This window comes from Brevundimonas sp. G8 (assembly GCF_902506205.1).
Classification (GTDB): Bacteria; Pseudomonadota; Alphaproteobacteria; order Caulobacterales; family Caulobacteraceae; genus Brevundimonas.
In genome coordinates this window covers 116,720-136,360 of the sequence record NZ_LR732816.1, presented here as the reverse complement: position 1 = coordinate 136,360, position 19,641 = coordinate 116,720, and the positions used below count along the sequence as shown (strand labels likewise).

Genomic DNA, 19,641 nt, shown 5'->3' with positions numbered 1-19,641 from the left:
GTCCTTTCCAGCGCTCCAGCGGCGCGCCCGACCGGTGGCTGTTGTGGCGTCACCGTTTTCGTTCAGTCTTCCTCGCCGCCTACACGCAGTCCCCCGATATTGGCCGAGAAGCCCTGACGCCGACGTTCGCCTCGATTGATCGTCGTTTCCGCACCTTGGCGCATGTCCACGCCGGGAACGTCAGGCAGTTGAGCGCCTGCGCAGCCGGTGCCGAAGTTCGAGCCGACGCAGTCCGCCGGGCCGACCACGCCCACGCCGCCGGACAACGGGCGGCGGCGTTGCTCCCATTCCGCCAGACGGCGCGCACCCTCACGGGCGAAGGCGGCGTCGCGTTCGGGATTTCCGGTGCCCGTAATCGGGGCGGCGTTCAAGCCGCGCCGCATGGCGTCTTCGCGACAGTTTGCGCGCTCGGCAGCGCTGAGTTGTTGCGGCGTGGAGCAGCCTATCAGGCCCTGACGCAGGGTGCGGGCCATGGCGTTCGAACGGTCGTTCGGATTGACCGTCCAGGCGTCGGGCGGGGCGGGGACGCCCTGGGGTGACGGCGCGGCGATCCGTGGTCGAAGCGGGGCGGGGCGGACGTCCTGGGGCGTCTCCTGTCGTGCAGAGGGGGCGGAGACGATTTCGCGGGCGTTGCGAGGCGTCGTCGTGGCGTCGCTGGCGGGGGGCGTCTGGACCGGGATGCGCGGCTGCTCGTCGGGCAGGAGGGGGCGCGGGGTGATCTCGACATAGATCGGCGGCGGTTCCGCGACCACGGTGGGTCTCTTGATGCCGGGGGCCGTGAAAGACAGGAAGGCGATCAGGGCTGTGTTGATGGCGACCGAGGCGGTCGCCAGCCCAGCCTTGCGCCAGTCGGGCCGTCTGGGGCGGGGCAGGGGCAGGGCGGTCATTCGCGGCGCTTTCTGAGATTGGGCAGGAAGCCGTCCCGCGAGGAGAATAGCTCGACTTGCACGTTTACGTCTTCACAACCGGAGACCGGGTTCGGGCGTTCGCACGGCGGATCGCCTCGGGTTGGCATGGCGCGCTGCGCCTCCCACGCGGCCAGACGGCGCGCGCCGTGCCGGGCGAAGGTCGCATCGCGTTCCGCATTGCCCGTCCCGACGATGGCGCGCACGTTCTCGCGCCCGGCCCAGCGTTCGTCGCAATGGCGTCGCGCCTCCAGCGACAGCAGATGAGGACCGTCACACGACAGGACCGGGCCTCCCGAAGCCGAAGCGGCCCGGCCGACCTGCCATCGTGGGTCGATGGTGTCATCTTGGGGATCGCTGGGCGAGGGCGAGACAGACGCCGTCGTGGGGATGTGCGGCCTGAGCGAATCGTTTGGCGCTGAGGATGTCGTTTCGCGATCTACCAAGGCGGGTGGTCCTCGCTCGGCGTCGACAACCGCTTGCGGCGCGCGCGTCAGCCTTGGCCAAGCCTCGTCCAGATAGACGATCATCGGCTCACTTCGCAGCGGCGTATTGCGCGGACCGAGGTCGGTCAGGGACAGCAGGGCGATCGCGCCGGCATTCAGGCCCACGGCTGTCGCCGCCAGCCCGGCCTTGCGCCAGTCCAGCCGCACCTGTCCCGTTCGACTGATCGCCGTTGCGGTCATCGCCCCTCCGTTGGATCAAGCTGGGCGCGAAGCGTGGCGGGTTTCAGGCAACTTCCGGTTCTATTGGAGACGGCCAAGCTTTACGCGGAAAGTCGGCGAGGGCGAGGTGTTAACGCCGCCTTCTTGACCTTGGCCCCTATCGCGCGTAGAAGCCGCCCACTTTCGAGGCGTGGCCGGTTCGCCGGTTGCTGAGATCGTGACAATCTAACGGACGGGCTGTGCCCGCCGGAACGCCCAAAGCGCGCGTTCCGGCCCTTTGTGTTTTCCGGTTCGCCGGGGCGGACCGGGGGCTGTTTGGGCGTCACGCACTCAGTCTCGATGACACCCGGGCGAGGGGATGGTCCCCCGTTCACAAGAAGGCGAGAGGCGCTTCGGTCGAAAGACACACGCCTCCATCAGAAGTCGAGATAAGTTTCGAATGCCTACGATCAACCAACTGATCCGCAAGCCGCGCAAGCCCAAGCCCACCCGTAACAAGGTGCCGGCTCTGGAGGGTTCGCCCCAGCGTCGCGGCGTCTGCACCCGCGTCTACACCACGACCCCGAAGAAGCCGAACTCGGCTCTGCGTAAGGTCGCCAAGGTCCGTCTGGCCAAGAACGGCTATGAAGCCGTTTGCTACATCCCCGGTGAAGGCCACAACCTTCAGGAACACTCGGTTGTTCTGATCCGCGGCGGCCGCGTGAAGGACCTTCCCGGCGTTCGCTACCACATCCTGCGCGGCGTGCTCGATACGCAAGGCGTCAAGGACCGCAAGCAGCGTCGTTCGCACTACGGCGCCAAGCGTCCGAAGTAAGCCATTCCTCTCCGGGCCGTCGCGCCCGGAGACCTTTTCGAGATCCTCCCGGCGAGCGCCGGGCACTGCAAGGAATAACCTATGTCGCGTCGTCACCGCGCCCAGAAGCGTGAAGTTCTGCCGGATCCCAAGTTCGGGGACCTGATCGTCACCAAGTTCATGAACTACGTCATGTACGAAGGTAAGAAGGCCGTCGCCGAGAATATCGTCTATGGCGCCTTCGATATCCTGGCCGACAAGAAGAAAGACCAAGAGCCCGTCGCGACCTTCCACGCCGCTCTGGACAATGTCGCTCCGTCGGTCGAAGTCCGTTCGCGTCGCGTCGGCGGCGCCACCTACCAGGTGCCCGTCGAAGTCCGCCCCGAGCGCCGTCGCGCCCTGGCGATCCGCTGGCTGGTCAATGCTGCGCGCAAGCGTGGCGAGAACACCATGACGGAAAAGCTGGCCGCCGAGCTGCTGGACGCCTCGAACAACCGCGGCACCGCGGTCAAGAAGCGCGAAGACACCCACAAGATGGCCGAAGCCAACCGCGCCTTCAGCCACTATCGCTGGTAAGCGTCTTAAAACCGCCAACTGCGGTCACTATCTAAGACTATCCGGCGCGGGCGGTTTGAGCTAAATCGCCCGCGCTCGCTTATCCGCACAGACAGACTTCCTGAGGGCGCCGTCCGCGTCCTGAAAACATTCCCAAAGGGCGCCGGCGGCGCCCGAAATTCTTGGCAAGGCACGCTTTCATGGCACGTACGCACGCGCTCAAGGACTACCGCAACTTCGGCATCATGGCCCACATCGACGCGGGCAAGACGACGACGACCGAGCGGATCCTGTATTACACCGGCAAGAACCACAAGATCGGCGAAGTCCACGACGGCGCTGCGACCATGGACTGGATGGACCAGGAGCAGGAGCGCGGCATCACGATCACGTCCGCCGCGACGACCGCTTTCTGGAAAGAAAAGCGCCTCAACATCATCGACACCCCCGGCCACGTGGACTTCACCATTGAAGTCGAACGTTCGCTGCGCGTGCTCGACGGCGCCGTGACGGTGCTGGACGGCAACGCCGGCGTCGAGCCGCAGACCGAAACCGTCTGGCGCCAGGCCGACAAGTATTCGGTGCCGCGCATCGTCTTCGTCAATAAGATGGACAAGATCGGCGCCGACTTCGACGCCTCGGTCCAGTCGATCCGCGACCGCCTGGGCGCCAAGGCCGTGCCGATCCAGTTCCCGATCGGTTCCGAGTCCTCGCTGACCGGCCTGGTCGACATCGTCGAAATGCGTTCGGTCGTCTGGGACAACGACGCCCTGGGCGCCAACTTCACCGTCGGCGAGATCCCGGCTGACCTGGTCGACAAGGCCAACGAAGCCCGCCAGTACCTGATCGACAACGCCGTCGAGCTGGACGACGAGGCGATGGAAGCCTACCTCGAAGGCACCGAGCCTTCGGTCGAAGTGCTGAAGAAGTGCATCCGCAAGGCCGTGCTGACCGGCGCCTTCTATCCGATCCTGTGCGGCTCGGCCTTCAAGAACAAGGGCGTGCAGACGCTGCTGGACGCCGTCGTCGACTACCTGCCGTCGCCGCTGGACATCCCGCCGACGCCGGGCATCGACTTCAAGACGGAAGAGCCCGTTGTCCGCAAGGCGTCGGACGACGAACCCCTGTCGGTCCTGGCCTTCAAGATCATGGACGACCCCTTCGTCGGCTCGCTGACCTTCTGCCGCCTGTACTCGGGCAAGATGGAAACGGGCATGAGCCTGCTGAACTCCAGCCGCGACAAGAAAGAGCGCGTCGGCCGGATGCTGCAGATGCACTCCAACAACCGTGAAGACGTCAAGGAAGCCTACGCCGGCGACATCGTCGCCCTGGCCGGCCTGAAGGACACCCGCACCGGCGACACCCTGTGCGATCCGCTGAAGTCGCCGGTCATCCTGGAGAAGATGGAGTTCCCGGCCCCGGTCATCGAGATCTCGGTCGAGCCCAAGACCAAGGCCGACCAGGAGAAGCTGGGCGTCGCCTTGGCCAAGCTAGCTTCGGAAGATCCGTCCTTCACCGTCTCGACCGACCACGAGTCGGGCCAGACGATCCTGAAGGGCATGGGCGAGCTTCACCTGGACATCAAGATCGACATCCTGAAGCGCACCTACAAGGTCGAGGCCACCATCGGCGCGCCTCAGGTCGCCTATCGTGAATCGCTGGGCCGCAAGGTCGACATCGACTACACGCACAAGAAGCAGACCGGCGGTACGGGCCAGTTCGCCCGCGTCATGCTGACCTTCGAACCCGGCGAGCCGGGCTCGGGCTTCGTGTTCGAGAACTCGATCGTCGGCGGCGCCGTGCCCAAGGAATACATCCCCGGCGTCGAAAAGGGCCTGAACTCCATCAAGGACTCGGGTCTGCTGGCGGGCTTCCCGCTGATCGACTTCAAGGCGACTTTGACGGACGGCAAATACCACGACGTCGACTCCAGCGTGCTGGCGTTCGAAATCGCATCGCGCGCCGCCTTCCGCGAACTGAAGGAAAAGGGCGCTCCGAAGCTGCTCGAGCCGATCATGGCGGTCGAGGTCGTGACCCCCGAGGAATACCTCGGCTCGGTCATCGGCGACCTGAACGGTCGTCGCGGCATGATCCAGGGTCAGGACATGCGCGGCAACGCCACCGTCGTGAACGCCTTCGTGCCGCTGGCCAACATGTTCGGCTATGTGAACACGCTGCGCGGCATGTCGCAGGGCCGCGCCCAGTTCACGATGCAATACGATCACTACGAGCCGGTGCCGCAACACGTCGCCGACGAAGTGATCAAGAAGTACGCCTAAGCTTTCCCTTTTCGGAAAGCGGACCTATATGCGCCCGGACCGTAAGGACCGGGCGTCCTTAACCCCCAAACTGCAGGAACCCCGGTTCGGGGACCTTAGGAGCTAGAAAATGGCCAAGGAAAAGTTCGAACGGAACAAGCCGCACTGCAACATCGGCACGATTGGTCACGTTGACCATGGCAAGACGACGTTGACGGCTGCGATCACGATGACGCTGGCGAAGGCCGGCGGCGCGAAGGCGATGGCCTATGCGGACATCGATGCGGCGCCGGAAGAGAAGGCTCGCGGCATCACGATCAACACCGCGCACGTGGAATATGAGACGGCCAACCGTCACTACGCCCACGTCGACTGCCCCGGCCACGCCGACTATGTGAAGAACATGATCACCGGCGCGGCGCAGATGGACGGCGCGATCCTGGTGGTTTCGGCCGCCGACGGCCCGATGCCGCAAACGCGCGAGCACATCCTGCTGGCCCGTCAGGTCGGCGTGCCGGCCCTGGTGGTCTTCATGAACAAGGTCGACCTGGTCGACGACGAAGAACTGCTCGAGCTTGTCGAGATGGAAGTGCGCGAGCTGCTGAGCTCGTACCAGTTCCCCGGCGACGACATTCCGATCACCAAGGGCTCGGCCAAGGCCGCGACCGACGGCGTGAACCCGGAAATCGGCGAAGAGCGCGTTCTGGCCCTGATGGAAACCGTCGACGCCTACATCCCGCAGCCGGAACGTCCGGTCGACCTGCCCTTCCTGATGCCGGTCGAAGACGTCTTCTCGATCTCGGGCCGCGGCACCGTGGTCACGGGCCGCGTCGAGAAGGGTATCGTCAAGGTCGGTGAGGAAGTCGAGATCGTCGGCATCCGTCCGGTCCAGAAGACGACCTGCACGGGCGTGGAAATGTTCCGCAAGCTGCTGGACCAGGGTCAAGCCGGTGACAACGTCGGCGTCCTGCTGCGCGGCACCAAGCGTGAAGACGTCGAGCGCGGCCAAGTGCTGTGCAAGCCGGGCTCCATCACGCCGCACACCAAGTTCCTGGCCGAAGCCTACATCCTGACCAAGGAAGAAGGAGGTCGTCACACCCCGTTCTTCACGAACTACCGCCCGCAGTTCTACTTCCGCACGACGGACGTGACCGGCATCGTTCACCTGAAGGAAGGCGTCGAGATGATCATGCCCGGCGACAACGCCGAGCTGAACGTCGAACTGATCACCCCGATCGCCATGGACCAGGGCCTGCGCTTCGCCATCCGTGAAGGCGGCCGCACCGTCGGCGCCGGCGTCGTCGCCAAGATCGTCGAGTAGTCGACACATCCTTTTGGCCTAACGCGCTCACGCGCTGCTTGAGGCCAAGAGACACAGTAAGCGTAACAGAGCGGCCCCCGGAGAAATCCGGGGGCCGTTTTGCTTTGAGGCGCGGCGGATGTCGGCAACGCGGCCTTGCTTCAGGCGTTAGGATCGTCTGCCGAAAAGCCAAGGTTTCCGATGCGTCTGATCTCGTTGCTTGCCTGCCTTGTGGCCCTTTCGGCCTGCGCGACCCATCCCGGCAAGGTCGATCATGTCCGATTCGCCAGCGATGCGAAGACGGTGCTGGCGACGACCGAGGATGGCGTGCTGCGCGGCGTGGATGGCGCGGGGGCGAGGGTGTTTCTGGGCGTGCCGTTCGCTGCGCCGCCGGTCGGTGATTTGCGTTGGCGCGCGCCGCAGCCGGTGGAGGCGTGGAGCGGTGTTCGGGATGCGACGCGGATCGCCAAGGACTGCACCCAGGCCATTGGGCGACGCTCGATCCTGGGTGGTGGCGGCGGGATCGTGGTGGGGTCCGAGGACTGTCTTTACCTGAACATCTATGCGCCGGGCGGGCAGGCGGCCGAGGCCCTGCCGGTCATGGTCTATATCCCTGGCGGAGCCTTCACCGTGGGGTCGGGCGCCAACTATGACCCGTCGAAACTTGCGCGCGACCAGGGGCGGGTGGTCGTCACGATGAATTATCGGCTGGGCGCGCTGGGCTGGTTGGCCCATCCGCAGTTCCAGGCGACGGGCGAAGGCTTCGGCGGCAACTTCGGCTTGATGGACCAGCAGGCGGCGCTGCAGTGGGTGCATCGCAACATCGCGGCCTTCGGCGGGGATCCCAGCAACGTGACCCTTTTCGCCGAGAGCGCGGGGGCGTGGACGGCTTGCTATCTGATGACCTCGCCGCAATCCGAAGGGCTGTATCAGCGGGTCATCATGCAGAGCGGTGGCTGCCTGGAGCCGTCGTCGCTGGTCAGCGCGCAGGATGCGGCCCAGTCGGGGCCGATGTTCGCTGAGCGGCTGGGCTGCACGGGCGAGGATCAGATCGCCTGTCTGAAGGGTTTGCCGGCGTGGCGGCTGTCGCGTGCAGCGTCGCTGAGAGCCGGCATCAATGGGCCGGGGTCGTGGGGGCCGGTGCATACGGATGCGACCGTGCCGGAAAACCCGGCGGCAGCGATCCGTGAGGGGCGGTTCACGCGCGTGCCTGTGATCGTGGGGACGAACCTGGACGAGGGGCGTCTGTTCGCCAACGAGGTGCAGGACATGGATCGCTATCGCAAGGAGACGATCTGGATGTACGGCGACCAGGGCGAGCGGGTGCTGGCGCGCTATCCGGTCGGAGAGGATGGCCCGGCCTACGCCATCGCGACCAACTTCACGGATCAGAGGTTCGCCTGTCCGTCACAGGCGCTGAGGCGACTGTTGGCGCAGCATGTTCCGGTGTGGGCTTATGAGTTCGCGGACCGAGAGGCGCCGTTCGTGCTGCCGGACTGGATCGTCGGTCTGGACCTTGGGGCCTATCACGCCAGCGAACTGGCCTATGTGTTCGGGACCAGTTGGGTGTTTGCGGACGTAAAGAAATTCACGCCGGAGCAGAAGGCGTTGTCGGAACGGATGCAGCGGCTGTGGGCGACGTTCGGAACGGCGGACTTCGCCGCCGAATGGCCCCGCATCGAGGGTGCGGGGCCGGTTCGGGTGTTCAAGCCAGAGGGCGATGCGATGGACGACGACTTCTTCGCGCGCCACCACTGCGACTTTTGGGACGGGACGCCGTTCGGCGCCGTCCACTGATCCCTAGATGAAGCGGACCGTGACGCCGGGCTTGACCTTGTCGGCCAGCATCCAGGCGTCCCAGTTGGTCAGGCGGACGCAGCCGTGCGAGGCGGTCTTGCCGACCAGGTGCGGGTCGGGCGTGCCGTGGATGCCGTAGCTGGGCTTGTTCAGGTCGATCCAGACGACGCCGACCGGATTGTTGGGCCCGGGTTTGACGATGACCTTTTCCTTGCTGTCGCCATAGCTGAGCTTTGACGGGTCATAGGTGTAATCGGGGTTCCGGGCGACGCCGTTGACCTTGACCGTGCCGGTCGGGGTCGGGTTGTCGCCGCTGCCGATGGTGGCGGGGAAGTAGGCGATCAGCTTGCCGTCGGCGTCGAAGGCCTTGACCGAGCCTTCGCTCTTGTCGACGTCGATGTGGTCCACTTCGGCGGGCAGGGGCGTGGTGTTGACGGCGGGGACCAGCAGCGACTGGCCGACGCGGTTGAAGTCGGCGCCGGGGTTCATCGCGCGCAGCAGCGCCTCGGTAACGTGGAAACGTTCGGCCAGAGCCTCGACGATATTGGCGTAACCCATGTGCGCGGCTTGGCCCTGAGCCTCCAAGTTCGTGGGGACGACGCCGAGATAGGGGCCGGCGATGTCCTGCTGGGTGATGGCGTAGGTGGTGGTGATCGCGCCTGGGCCGGCGGCGGCGCGCAGTCGGCCCATCACATCGGCGTCGAGTTCCCCGGTCACGGTCATGGCGTTGGCCTCCTGGAAGGCTGAGATGGCCTGACGCATGTTCGAGCCCGCCAGACCGTCGATTGCGCCGGGCGAGAAGCGGGCGCGTTCAAGCAGGACCTGGGCGCGGATCAGGGCGGGTTCAGCCTGGGCCTGAGCGGCGCCGGGCTGAGGCGACTGACCGGCCTGGGGCGTCGACTGGACGGGCGGCGTATAGGCGGTGTTCTCGATGGCGTCGCGCGAGAGGGGGCCAGTCGCGCCCGCCTCGACCGCCGGAGCCGAGGCCGGGGCCTGTTCCTCTCTGGGCGAGCAGGCGGACAGGGACAGGACGGCGAGGGCGGCGAGGCAGGCGGATCGGTTCATTGCGGACTTTCGAGGCAGGCGGGCCAGACGGGCAGAATGGGCGGGCGAGATCAGTTCTGTTCGCCGGTGGCGGGATCGGTCTCGGTCTCGCCGGAGTTGGACGAGCCTTCCGAGCCCTTGGGTTCGGTGGCGGGGCGCGGGGGTTCGCCGTCTGCGTCCGGGCGCAGGTTTTCGTTTTCGACGCTTTTGCTGTCGGGGCGTGGATCGGTCATGGTCGTCTCCCTTTGGATCAAGGCAACGCGCAGGATGCGGGGCGGCTCCGTCAACGCGCGTTCACCATGCCGGTGAACCCTGATGAAACGCGGATCGGGCAAGGTGCGGTCTGGAATGGACCTTGCTGGACGAGGTTCGATGAGGATGCGTATGGCCGGAATGTTGCAGGTCGAGATCATGGACGCGGGGGCGATGGACGCCGCCGCCGTCGCCCTGTGGCGTGCGTGGACGGGCGGCAATCCTGACTTGGCCAGCCCCTATTTCCGCTGGGAATATGCCGAGATCGCTTCGCGGGTCTGTCCGGGCGCGGCGATCGCGGTGTTCCGGCGCGACGGCGAGATCGTCGGCTTCTTCCCGCATCAGCGGCGGGGCGGAGCGGTGCAGCCTCTGGGCGCGCCGATGAACGACTATCACGGCGTCATTGCGCCGGTGGGCGAGACAATCACGCTGGAAGAGGTGGCGCGGCTGTTGAAGGCCAAGCGGCTGAACGTGCCCGGCTGGATCGGCGCCGCCGAGACGGGGCAGGCGCGCGAGACGGTGCAGGTCGTCATGCCCGAGCCTGGATACGACGCCTGGTATGCCGAGAGGCGCTCGACCTTCGGCAAATATTTCAAGGACAAGGAACGAGCGCGCCGCAGTCTGGAGGCCGAACTGGGGCCGATCCGGGTGGAGCGCGGGCTGCGCGATCCGGCGCTATTGGATCATTTGATCGCGTTGAAGGCGGCGCAGTATCGGCGGTCGGGTCTGCACGACATCTTCGCCTGCGGCTGGACGCGGGATCTGTTGCACGCGCTGATGATCGAGCCGCGCGCGGACTTCGGCGCCTCGATGGCGTCGATGCATGCGGGCGACAAGCTGGTGGCGGTGGAGTTCTCGCTGCACGCCGGGCGGCACTACCATTTCTGGTTCCCGGTCTATGAGCCGGCGCTGGCGCGCTGTTCGCCGGGCATACTGCTGAGCATGGACACGATGCGGCTGGCGGCGGCCGAGGGGTTCCGGGTGTTCGACTTCGGGTTCGAGGGCGAGACCTACAAGAAGTATTTCGTCAACGCCCGCCAGACGGTGCGAGAGGCCGTGGTGATGCGTCCCGGCGTGACCCAGGTTTTGGGCGACATGACGGTGGCGGCGCTGAACCGCGCGGGCGGACGGGGTGAGGCGGTCAGGTCGTCGTTGCGTCGGCGCTGGGCCACCATCGAAGCCTGCGAGGCGACGCCAGTCGGTCGTCTGAGGGGCGCGGCGGTCGCGGCGCGATCCGCCGTCCAGAAGGCCGCCGCCAAGAAGAAGACGCCGGCGCGCGTCGCCCACGTCTGAAAGAGAGGCTGCCATGACCGAACGCCGCACCCGCTATCCGGGACCGATCGCCGAGGCGAAGACGCATGCCCATACGCTGATCGATCAGGGGTTCGCCGAGGATGCGGCCCTGGCCGCCGTGCTGGATCGCTATCCGGCCGAGCTGTTCGACATCAACCTGTATGACTACGACGACGAGGGCCAAGTCAGCTTGCGCACCGGCGCGCGCGGGCGGCTGTCGGGCGGGGAACTGCTGGAGGCGATCAAGCAGGGTCGGCTGTGGGTCAATCTGCGCGGGGTCGAGACCGGCTGGCCCGAGCTGTGGGCGGCGGCGATGAAGGATTTCGCCGCGATCCAGGCGACCTATCCGGGGATGCGGGCGGTGCGGAATGCCGGGCAGCTGATCCTGTCGTCGCCCAAGGCGCGGGTGCCCTATCATTTCGACGCGGCGGGGGTGGTGCTGTTCCACCTGCGCGGGCGCAAGCGGCTGTTCGTCTATCCGGGCGACGAGGGGCATCTGCCCGAGCGCAACATGGAACAGGTCGTGGCGCGCCAGACGACGGAAGAACTGCCCTATACGCTGGCGTTCGAGAACGAGGCTCAGGTCATGGATCTGGAGCCGGGGCGGGCGCTGACCTGGCCGCTGTATGCGCCGCACCGGGTGGAGAATCTGGATCGGTTCTGCGTCAGCCTGTCGATGGATTTCCAGACCTGGCCGTCGCGGTTCAGGAATGGGGCGCTGTTCACCAATGCGGTGATCCGCAGCCGGGGCGGGCGGCCGCGCTTCACTGACGGCATGACGACGCCGGAGCTGGCTGCGCGCTGGGCCGCCTCGCTGGCCTTGAAGAAGGCGGGGGCGATGCGGAGCAAGATCGCCAACTTCGAACGCGATTTTGAACCCGAGGTCGGGGCGGCTGATGGGGCGGGCGCCATTGGCCGCCCATCCTGAACTAGGCGCGTTAATTCGAGTTCATGACCCCGAGTTAAAATGACTTCGGCGCGGGCGGCGCGCACCTTCTCCTCACATTCGGGAAAGGGAAGCCGCACATGAAAACCGCACTGATCGCCGCCGCCGCTGTCGCCGCACTGTCGGGGCTGGCCGCCGCGCCGGCATCGGCCGCAGAGGTCGAGATCCGCAACGCCGTCGCGCGCGTGGTCGTCATCGTCGAGGACCGTCAGGACGTCGGCGTGGAGGTGACGCAAGGTGGTTCGCGTCTGCCGGCGGTCCAGGTCCGTCGCGAAGGCGGAGACGTGAAGATCGACGGGGGTCTGCGCCGTAGCGGTATGTTGGGAAGCAATGACGGCATCCGCAGCTGCAACTCGGGACGGTCGGACGCCGCCCAGCCGGGGCAGGGCGCGACGGTCGAGGTGCGCGACCTGGGGCGGGTCCGCCTGGAGGATGCGCCGCTGATCGTGCTGCGCACGCCGCGCGACGTGGATGTCAGCGCCAGCGGCGCCGTGTTCGGCTCGGTCGGGCGCGGCGCGCGGTCCGTCGAGCTGAACAACGGCGGATGCGGCAACTGGAACATCGCCAATGTGGACGGAGACCTGGAACTGGGCCTGGGCGGCTCGGGGACCATCCGCGCGGGCACGTCGCGTTCGCTGGACGCCAGTGTCGGCGGCTCCGGCTCCATCGCCGCGGGACCGACCGGAAGGCTGAAGGCGGCCGTGGGCGGCTCGGGCAATGTGGACGTGGCCAGCGTCAACGGCCGGGGCGAGCTGTCGATCGGAGGCTCGGGCGGGGTGAACGTGCGTCAGGGTCGGATGGACAAGCTGTCGGTCGCCATCGGCGGCTCGGGCGATGTCCGTTACGGCGGCGCGACGCGCGATCTGGATGTCGCCATCGCAGGATCGGGCAGCGTCCACGTCGCCTCGGCCACAGGATCGGTCTCACGCTCCGTCGTCGGATCGGGGACCCTGCACATCGGGCGCTAAGACCCGTTTCTCCGCCGCGAGAGGAAAGGCCCCCGGTCGTGGAACCACGGGGGTCTTTTTTGTACCTGGGGATCAGGCAGCAAAGAAAAAGCCCCGGCGGATCGCTCCGCCGGGGCTCTTCGTATCGGAAGGTCCGAAAGGCTTAGAAGGCGCCCAGGACGCTCGTGATGGCCGAAACGCCCAGGTTGGCGCCGGCGCGATCGCGGGCTTGCAGACCGCCACCGAACGAGTAGCGCAGGCCCAGGGCCCAGGTATCGACGTCGATCGAATCGACATCGGCGCGGGTGTAGGAAGCGCCGACCGAGAACGGGGTGTTCTCGAACTCGTATTCGGCGCCGACGCCGTAGGTCCAGGCGTCAACGCTGCCTGCGTTCACGTCGACGTTGTTGTACGAGACGCCAGCGTTCAGGCGAAGGTTCGGCATGACGTAGAAGGCGGCGTCGCCACCGACGGTCCAGATGTCGCCGGCGTCGGCGTCGGTCCAGGCGACCAGGCCGGTCAGGGTCGAGCCAGCCAGATACTTCTGAGCTTCGGCGCCCACGGTCCAGACGGTGTCGCCCGTGCCGATGCCGTTGGCGGCGACGAAGGCGCCGGCGCGGACGTCGGAGGTCCACAGCTTGGTCAGGTGAGCGGCGGCTGCGCCCGAGGTGTCTTCTTCACCGAAGGCCTTGGTGTAGTCGATGGCGCCGTTCAGGGTGACAGTCCAGTCTTGGACCGGCATGGCGACGGTGCCGTCAACGGTCCAGATGTCGGCGTCGACATCGGTGCCGGCGACTTCGATCGACGGGTTGGAATAGGTCACGCCGACCGAACCGATGGCGTCTTGAGCGAAGGCCGGAGCGGCGAACAGGGCAGCGGCGGCGGTGGCGAGGAGGATCGTCTTCATTTTCTTTTGTCCTTAGCAGTCTGTGCCCGGTTGGGAGCCCGAGGAGGGCGCCTGCTATCAGGATGCGAACGAAGCTAAGCAATAAACCGCCGTTCGTTTTTCACCTGTCGCGAAGCTGTTGCACGACTGTCACGCGTTGCGGCAGGAATGTGTCACCAAGGGGGAGGTCCTGGGGCGAACGGTTAACGCCTGGGTGGGATATAAAGATATAAGCATATCCTTATATCTATTGACGCGGTCGTAGTGTTGCGGTCATCTGTCGGCGTCGTGGTCTGCACGCGCCCTTCGGGGTGTGTGGAGCTAAGAGGGAAGCCGGTGTGAAACCGGCGCTGCCCCCGCAACTGTAAGCGGCGAGTCGAGGGTCCATCTCGTGTCACTGGCGTTCGCGCCGGGAAGGCCGGGCCCGAGGCGTCGACCCGTGAGCCAGGAGACCTGCCCCGACAGATAACGTCCTCCGGCGGGGTGCCCGGTCAGGCCGCATGCGCGCCGCCGGACCCTGCACGTCCGCGTCGGCGTCCGCGCGACCCTGTCCGAAACCTGGCCACAACACAGGTTTCGAATGTCATGACCCGCCACCCCGTCCAGGTCGCCACCCTCGGCTTTCCCCGCATTGGCCCCAAGAGGGAGCTGAAGACCGCGCTCGAAGCCCATTGGGCCGGAAAGATCGACGCAGAGACCCTGCTGTCCACCGCCGCCGATCTGCGGGGCCTGACCTGGGCGCGGCAACGCGACCTGGGCGCCGACATCGTGCCGTCCAACGACTTTTCTCTGTATGACCAAGTGCTGGACCTGACGGCGATGGTCGGGGCCGTGCCTGCGGCCTATGGCTGGAGCGGCGAGAGCGTCGATCTGGCGACCTATTTCGCCATGGCCCGGGGGGCGCGCGGCGACGCCCAGGTCTGCGAGCACGGTCACACTCATGGCGGCGGCGAAGGCGTGCCAGCGATGGAGATGACCAAGTGGTTCGACACCAACTACCACTATCTCGCGCCCGAGTTCACGGCTGACCAAGTCTTCCGCCTGGGGTCGACCAAGGCGCTGGACGAGTATCTGGAAGCCAGGGCGCAGGGGATCGAGACGCGGCCGGTGCTGCTGGGGCCGGTGTCCTATCTGTTGCTGGGCAAAACACGCGGCGAGACCTTCGATGTGCTGAGCCTGCTGCCGCGTCTGTTGCCGGTCTATGCCGAGGTGTTGCGATCGCTGGCGCGGGCGGGGGCGACATGGGTGCAGTTGGACGAGCCATGCCTGGTCACCGATCTGAGCGACGAGGCGAAGGCCGCCTATGACCACGCCTACCGCGTGCTGACGGACGTGACGCCGCCGATCAAGGTGATGCTGACCACCTATTTCGGGGCGCTAGGCGACAATCTGGAAACGGCGTTGAACCTGCCGGTGCAGGGGCTGCACATCGATCTGGTTCGCGCGCCGGAACAGTTGGCGCAGGTCGCGTCGGCGGCGCGGGCCGATCAGGTGCTGTCGCTGGGCGTGATCGACGGCCGCAATGTGTGGAAGGCCGATCTGAACGCAGTGCTGGACCGGGTCGAGCCGTTGGTCGCGGCGGGACGTCAGGTGGTCATCGCGCCGTCCTGCTCTCTGCTGCACACGCCGATCGATCTAGAGCGGGAGACGGCTCTGGATGCGGAGATCAAGGACTGGCTGGCGTTCGCGGTGCAGAAGGTCGCCGAACTGGCGATCCTGGCGCGGGCGCTGAACGAGGGAAGGGCAGCGGTGAAGGCCGAGCTGGACGCCTCGACCGCCTCGGTCGCGTCGCGCCGCACCTCGCCGCGTATCAACGATCCCAGGGTTCAGGCGCGGGCGGCCGATGCCGATCCGGCGCTGGCGAACCGAAGCTCCAGCTTCGAAATCCGGCGCGGGGTGCAGCAGCGGCGGCTGAACCTGCCCGCCTATCCGACCACGACCATCGGTTCGTTCCCGCAGACCTCGGAGGTCCGCAAGGCGCGGGCCGATCACGGCAAGGGCGTCATCGACGATGCGGCCTATGCCCGGTTCCTGCGCGAGGAGACGGCGCGGACGGTGAAATGGCAGGAGGATTTGGGTCTAGACGTGCTGGTTCACGGTGAGTTCGAGCGTAACGACATGGTCCAGTATTTCGGCGAGCAGCTGTCGGGCTTTGCTTTCACAAAGGCGGCCTGGGTGCAGTCCTATGGCTCGCGCTGCGTGCGGCCGCCGATCATCTTTGGCGACGTGTCGCGGCCCAGGCCGATGACGGTGGAGTGGTGGCGTTACGCGCAGTCGCTGACCGATCGGCCGATGAAGGGAATGCTGACGGGGCCGGTGACCATCCTGAACTGGTCCTTCGTGCGCGACGACCAGCCGCGCAGCACCACCTGCCGCCAGATCGCCTTCGCCATTCGCGACGAGGTGACGGATCTGGAGACGGCGGGCGCCGCCGTGATCCAGATCGACGAGGCGGCTTTGCGCGAAGGCCTGCCGCTGCGTCGCGCCGACTGGGCCGGGTATCTGGACTGGGCGGTGGAGAGCTTCCGCATCACGGCCTCGGGCGTCCGAGACGAGACCCAGATCCACACCCACATGTGCTATTCCGAGTTCAACGACATCATCCAGTCCATCGGGGCCATGGACGCGGACGTCATCTCCATCGAGACCTCGCGGTCGCGGATGGAACTGCTCGACGCCTTCTCCGACTACCGCTATCCGGCCGAGATCGGGCCGGGCGTCTATGACATCCACTCGCCGCGCGTGCCGTCGGTGGAGGAGATGGCGGCCCTGCTAACGGCGGCGGCGGGCAAGCTGCCGGCGGATCGGCTGTGGGTGAACCCGGACTGCGGACTGAAGACGCGGGGCTGGCCCGAGACCGAGGCGGCGCTGACGAACATGGTGTCGGCTGCGAAAGCCGCGCGGGAAGAGACGGCGCGGGCGTGAGCGTCACGCTTATAGACATGGTGTTCCCTGGGGACGCCAACCACCACGGGACATTGTTCGGGGGCGTCGGTCTGGCGCACCTGGACAAGGTCGCCTTCTTGGCCGCCGCGCGTCATGCGCGGCGGCCCACCGTCACGGCCGGGTGCGAGCGGATCGACTTCGCTGCGCCTGCCCGGATCGGCGAGATGGTCGAGGCGACAGGGAGGGTCGTGCGCGTCGGGCGCACGTCGATGGGCGTCGAGGTCGAACTATGGGCCGAGGCGCCGGTCGGCGGCGAGCGACGGCTGTGCACGCGGGGCGTCTTCAACATGGTGGCGCCGCGAGAGGCGGGGCAGGCCGACCTGCCGCCTCTGCAGGAAGACACGCCTCAGGACGACGGCTGGCTGAGGGCGGTGGAGATGGTCTTCCCGACCTGGACCAACCACTACGGCACGCTTTACGGCGGCGATGCGCTGAAGCTGATGGGCAAGGCGGCCTTCATCTGTGCGACGCGCAAGGCCAGGTCCGTGATGGTCATGGCCGCGTCGAACCGCATCGACTTCTCGTCTCCCATAAGAGAAGGCGACATGATCGAGCTGGCGTCGCGCGCGACGAGGGTCGGTCGGACTTCGGTGACCATAGAGGTCGAACTGTGGGCCGAGGGGCTGCTGACGGGCGAACGCCGACGGTCTGCGGCGGCGGAGTTCGTCATGGTGGCGGTGGACGAAGCCGGGCGACCCAGGACGATTTCCCGGCCGGCGTCGGCGCTGGAGACGGCCTGACGAAATCCTGTGTCAGCACGGGTTTGCGCGCTTGACGAAATCAGAATCGGTAGGCATAAGCCACCACTCTTGTTGGACCGGCTGTGCAGTTCGCTGCAAACGCGGTCCGCAGGAACGACCTAAGTCACTGTTCTTTGCAGCTTCTTGGGATTTAGCGGCCTTCGCGGGCAACTGCGTGGGCCGATCGTTTTTGCGGATTTGCGTTCCCTGAGGGCTTTTTGCCCGAAGGCCTTCGGTCTTTGAAATGGTTCACAGGGACGCGGTCCTCCGACCGCATTGGAAGTAAGCACCGATATGGATCAAAGCATCCGCATCAGGCTCAAGGCCTTTGATCACCGCGTCCTCGATTTCTCGACGCGCGAGATCGTTAATACCGCCAAGCGCACCGGCGCGACCGTTCGCGGTCCGATTCCGCTGCCGACCCTGATCGAGAAGTTCACCGTGAACCGCTCGCCGCACGTCGATAAGAAGTCGCGTGAGCAGTTTGAAATCCGCACGCACAAACGCGTGCTCGACATCATCGACCCCACCCCGCAGACCGTGGACGCGCTCATGAAGCTCGACCTGTCCGCCGGTGTGGACGTCGAGATCAAGATTTAAAGTAGAAAGAGGCGGGATCCGATGCGCACGGGCGTGATCGCCAAGAAGCTGGGCATGACCCGCGTGTTCGCCGATGACGGCGCGCACGTACCGGTCACTGTGCTTCAGCTCGACGGCTGCCAAGTCGTCGGCCAACGTACCCAGGAGCGTGACGGCTACGTCGCTCTCCAGCTGGGCGCTGGCACGAAGAAGGCCAAGAACACCAACAAGGCTCAACGCGAGACCTTCGCCAAGGCGGAAGTCGAGCCGAAAGCCTATGTGACCGAGTTCCGCGTCGATGCGGACGGTCTGCTGGACGTGGGCGCCGAACTGTCGGCCGAACACTTCCTGGTAGGCCAGAAGGTCGACATCCAGGGCGAGACCATCGGTAAGGGTTTCGCCGGCGCCATGAAGCGCTGGAACTTCGGCGGCCTTCGCGCCTCCCACGGCGTTTCGGTCTCGCACCGTTCGCACGGTTCGACGGGTAACCGTCAGGACCCGGGTCGCACGTTCCCCGGCAAGAAGATGGCCGGCCATTATGGTACGGAAACCGTCACCACCCAGAACCTGACCGTCGTCCGCGTGGACGCCGAGCGTGGCCTGATCCTGATCAAGGGCGCTGTCCCCGGTCACGACGGCAGCTACGTCAAGGTTCGCGACGCCATCAAGAAGGCTCGCCCGGCTGACGCTCCGTTCCCCGGTGCGCTGAAGTCGAGCAAGTCTGCTGCTCAACCCGCCTCGACTCCGGCTGAAGAAGTCTCCGTCGAAGCGACCGAAGGCGGTGAAGCGTAATGAAACTCTCTGTCATCCAACTCGACGGCAAGGCTGCTGGCGACGTGGAACTGTCGGACGCCGTCTTCGGCATCTCCGACATCCGCGGCGACATCCTGGCCCGCACCGTCAACTGGCAACTGGCCAAGCGCCGCGCCGGTACGCACAAGGTTCAAACCCGCAACGAGAACTCTCGTACGGGCAAGAAGATGTACAAGCAAAAGGGCACCGGCGGCGCTCGTCACGGTTCGCGCCGTGCACCGCAGTTCGTTGGTGGTTCGCGCGCCTTTGGTCCGATCGTTCGCGATCACGGTTTCTCGCTTCCCAAGAAGATCCGCGCGCTGGCCCTGCGTCACGCCCTGTCTTCCAAGGTCAAGTCGGGCGACCTGATCATCGTCGACACCGTCTCGGTCAAGGAAGCCAAGACCGCCTCGCTGCGCGAGACGCTCGGCAAGCTGGGCTGGACCAAGGCTCTCATCATCGCGGGTCCCGAAGTCGATACGAACTTCGGCCTGGCCGCTCGCAACATCCCGCACATCGACGTGCTGCCGAACGCCGGCCTGAACGTCTATGACATCCTGCGGGCTGACAAGCTGGTCCTGACCAAGGCCGCCATCGAGGCGATCGAGGCCCGTTTCAGCGATAAGGAAGCTGCGTAATGGCTGCTCAACCTACCGCCAAACACTACGACACGATCCTCTCGCCGATCATCACCGAGAAGGCGACGATCCTGTCCGAGCAGAACAAGGTCGTCTTCCGCGTCTCCGACACGGCGACCAAGGACGAGATCGCAGCTGCGGTCGAAAGCCTGTTCAAAGTCAACGTCCTGAAGGTCAACACCCTGGTTCAAAAGGGCAAGACCAAGCGCTTCCGGGGTATCCTGGGTCGCCGGGTCGACATCAAAAAAGCGATCGTGACGCTGGCCGACGGCCAGTCGATCGACGTCACCACGGGGCTCTGATCA

19 protein-coding genes and 1 riboswitch are annotated in these 19,641 nt (G+C 66.0%); of the genes, 14 read left to right on the top strand and 5 right to left on the bottom strand.

Going from position 1 to position 19,641, the window contains the following annotated elements:
- Nucleotides 1–62: 62 nt before the first annotated feature.
- Both CHRYSEO8AT_RS00680 and CHRYSEO8AT_RS00675 read right to left on the bottom strand, forming a co-directional pair.
- Nucleotides 63–887, bottom strand: coding sequence for a hypothetical protein (locus tag CHRYSEO8AT_RS00680; protein WP_159844829.1), 825 nt, complete (start codon nt 885–887; stop codon nt 63–65).
- A complete protein-coding gene (locus CHRYSEO8AT_RS00675) occupies nt 884–1,591 on the bottom strand; it encodes a hypothetical protein (RefSeq protein WP_159844826.1) in 708 nt (235 codons plus the stop codon). The genes CHRYSEO8AT_RS00680 and CHRYSEO8AT_RS00675 overlap by 4 nt, the downstream gene beginning before the upstream one ends.
- Nucleotides 1,592–2,009: 418 nt before the next feature.
- Here CHRYSEO8AT_RS00675 and rpsL point away from each other — a divergent pair, with 418 nt between their 5' ends.
- The 5 genes from rpsL (at nt 2,010) to CHRYSEO8AT_RS00650 (ending at nt 8,273) form a co-directional block, all read left to right on the top strand.
- On the top strand, nt 2,010–2,384 hold the full coding sequence (rpsL, locus tag CHRYSEO8AT_RS00670) for a 30S ribosomal protein S12 (RefSeq protein ID WP_008260482.1): 375 nt from the start codon (nt 2,010–2,012) through the stop codon (nt 2,382–2,384).
- 81 nt (nt 2,385–2,465) lie between these two features.
- Nucleotides 2,466–2,939 carry a 30S ribosomal protein S7 gene (gene rpsG / locus CHRYSEO8AT_RS00665; protein ID WP_135195309.1) on the top strand — a complete coding sequence of 158 codons (474 nt, stop codon included), beginning with the start codon at nt 2,466–2,468 and terminating at the stop codon, nt 2,937–2,939.
- Nucleotides 2,940–3,118: 179 nt separating this feature from the next.
- Nucleotides 3,119–5,197, top strand: a complete 2,079-nt coding sequence (gene fusA / locus CHRYSEO8AT_RS00660; RefSeq protein ID WP_159844823.1) for an elongation factor G — start codon at nt 3,119–3,121, stop codon at nt 5,195–5,197.
- 109 nt (nt 5,198–5,306) lie between these two features.
- Nucleotides 5,307–6,497, top strand: coding sequence for an elongation factor Tu (gene tuf, locus CHRYSEO8AT_RS00655; RefSeq protein WP_159844820.1), 1,191 nt, complete (start codon nt 5,307–5,309; stop codon nt 6,495–6,497).
- Between the two features lie 180 nt (nt 6,498–6,677).
- Entirely contained in the window at nt 6,678–8,273 is a 1,596-nt protein-coding gene (locus CHRYSEO8AT_RS00650; protein ID WP_159844817.1) for a carboxylesterase/lipase family protein, read from the top strand.
- 3 nt (nt 8,274–8,276) lie between these two features.
- On the opposite strand, the gene CHRYSEO8AT_RS00645 is transcribed toward CHRYSEO8AT_RS00650, so the two are convergent.
- Nucleotides 8,277–9,338, bottom strand: a complete 1,062-nt coding sequence (locus tag CHRYSEO8AT_RS00645; protein ID WP_159844814.1) for a L,D-transpeptidase family protein — start codon at nt 9,336–9,338, stop codon at nt 8,277–8,279.
- A 50-nt stretch (nt 9,339–9,388) separates the two neighbouring features.
- Nucleotides 9,389–9,550: a hypothetical protein gene (locus CHRYSEO8AT_RS00640; protein WP_201304315.1), complete on the bottom strand. Its 162-nt coding sequence runs from the start codon at nt 9,548–9,550 to the stop codon at nt 9,389–9,391.
- Nucleotides 9,551–9,701: 151 nt separating this feature from the next.
- Between CHRYSEO8AT_RS00640 and CHRYSEO8AT_RS00635 the strand changes: the two genes are divergently transcribed.
- The 3 genes from CHRYSEO8AT_RS00635 (at nt 9,702) to CHRYSEO8AT_RS00625 (ending at nt 12,776) form a co-directional block, all read left to right on the top strand.
- On the top strand, nt 9,702–10,862 hold the full coding sequence (locus tag CHRYSEO8AT_RS00635; RefSeq protein ID WP_159851551.1) for a GNAT family N-acetyltransferase: 1,161 nt from the start codon (nt 9,702–9,704) through the stop codon (nt 10,860–10,862).
- A gap of 13 nt (nt 10,863–10,875) precedes the next feature.
- Complete coding sequence (locus CHRYSEO8AT_RS00630; protein ID WP_159844811.1) at nt 10,876–11,790, top strand: transcriptional regulator; 915 nt, start codon at nt 10,876–10,878, stop codon at nt 11,788–11,790.
- A 98-nt stretch (nt 11,791–11,888) separates the two neighbouring features.
- On the top strand, nt 11,889–12,776 hold the full coding sequence (locus tag CHRYSEO8AT_RS00625) for a GIN domain-containing protein (protein ID WP_159844808.1): 888 nt from the start codon (nt 11,889–11,891) through the stop codon (nt 12,774–12,776).
- 142 nt (nt 12,777–12,918) lie between these two features.
- Here the strand turns inward: CHRYSEO8AT_RS00625 and CHRYSEO8AT_RS00620 are convergent, their stop codons facing one another.
- Nucleotides 12,919–13,662 (bottom strand): porin, encoded by a 744-nt coding sequence (locus CHRYSEO8AT_RS00620; RefSeq protein WP_159844805.1) that lies wholly within the window; start codon nt 13,660–13,662, stop codon nt 12,919–12,921.
- A 271-nt stretch (nt 13,663–13,933) separates the two neighbouring features.
- Nucleotides 13,934–14,117, top strand: a riboswitch (cobalamin riboswitch).
- A 109-nt stretch (nt 14,118–14,226) separates the two neighbouring features.
- On the opposite strand from CHRYSEO8AT_RS00620, the gene metE reads away from it, so the two are divergent.
- The 6 genes from metE (at nt 14,227) to CHRYSEO8AT_RS00590 (ending at nt 19,638) form a co-directional block, all read left to right on the top strand.
- Nucleotides 14,227–16,566 (top strand): 5-methyltetrahydropteroyltriglutamate--homocysteine S-methyltransferase, encoded by a 2,340-nt coding sequence (metE, locus tag CHRYSEO8AT_RS00615; RefSeq protein WP_159844802.1) that lies wholly within the window; start codon nt 14,227–14,229, stop codon nt 16,564–16,566.
- Nucleotides 16,563–17,327, top strand: coding sequence for an acyl-CoA thioesterase (locus CHRYSEO8AT_RS00610; RefSeq protein ID WP_236547372.1), 765 nt, complete (start codon nt 16,563–16,565; stop codon nt 17,325–17,327). The genes metE and CHRYSEO8AT_RS00610 overlap by 4 nt, the downstream gene beginning before the upstream one ends.
- Nucleotides 17,328–17,621: 294 nt before the next feature.
- Entirely contained in the window at nt 17,622–17,927 is a 306-nt protein-coding gene (gene rpsJ / locus CHRYSEO8AT_RS00605) for a 30S ribosomal protein S10 (protein ID WP_105563630.1), read from the top strand.
- 21 nt (nt 17,928–17,948) lie between these two features.
- Nucleotides 17,949–18,698 carry a 50S ribosomal protein L3 gene (gene rplC, locus CHRYSEO8AT_RS00600; RefSeq protein ID WP_159844799.1) on the top strand — a complete coding sequence of 250 codons (750 nt, stop codon included), beginning with the start codon at nt 17,949–17,951 and terminating at the stop codon, nt 18,696–18,698.
- Nucleotides 18,698–19,336: a 50S ribosomal protein L4 gene (gene rplD, locus CHRYSEO8AT_RS00595; RefSeq protein ID WP_135195321.1), complete on the top strand. Its 639-nt coding sequence runs from the start codon at nt 18,698–18,700 to the stop codon at nt 19,334–19,336. Before rplC ends, rplD begins: the two co-directional genes overlap by 1 nt.
- The gene (locus CHRYSEO8AT_RS00590; RefSeq protein WP_159844796.1) at nt 19,336–19,638 is read left to right on the top strand and encodes a 50S ribosomal protein L23; all 303 of its coding nucleotides are present in this window, start codon (nt 19,336–19,338) and stop codon (nt 19,636–19,638) included. Before rplD ends, CHRYSEO8AT_RS00590 begins: the two co-directional genes overlap by 1 nt.
- Nucleotides 19,639–19,641 lie beyond the last annotated feature (3 nt).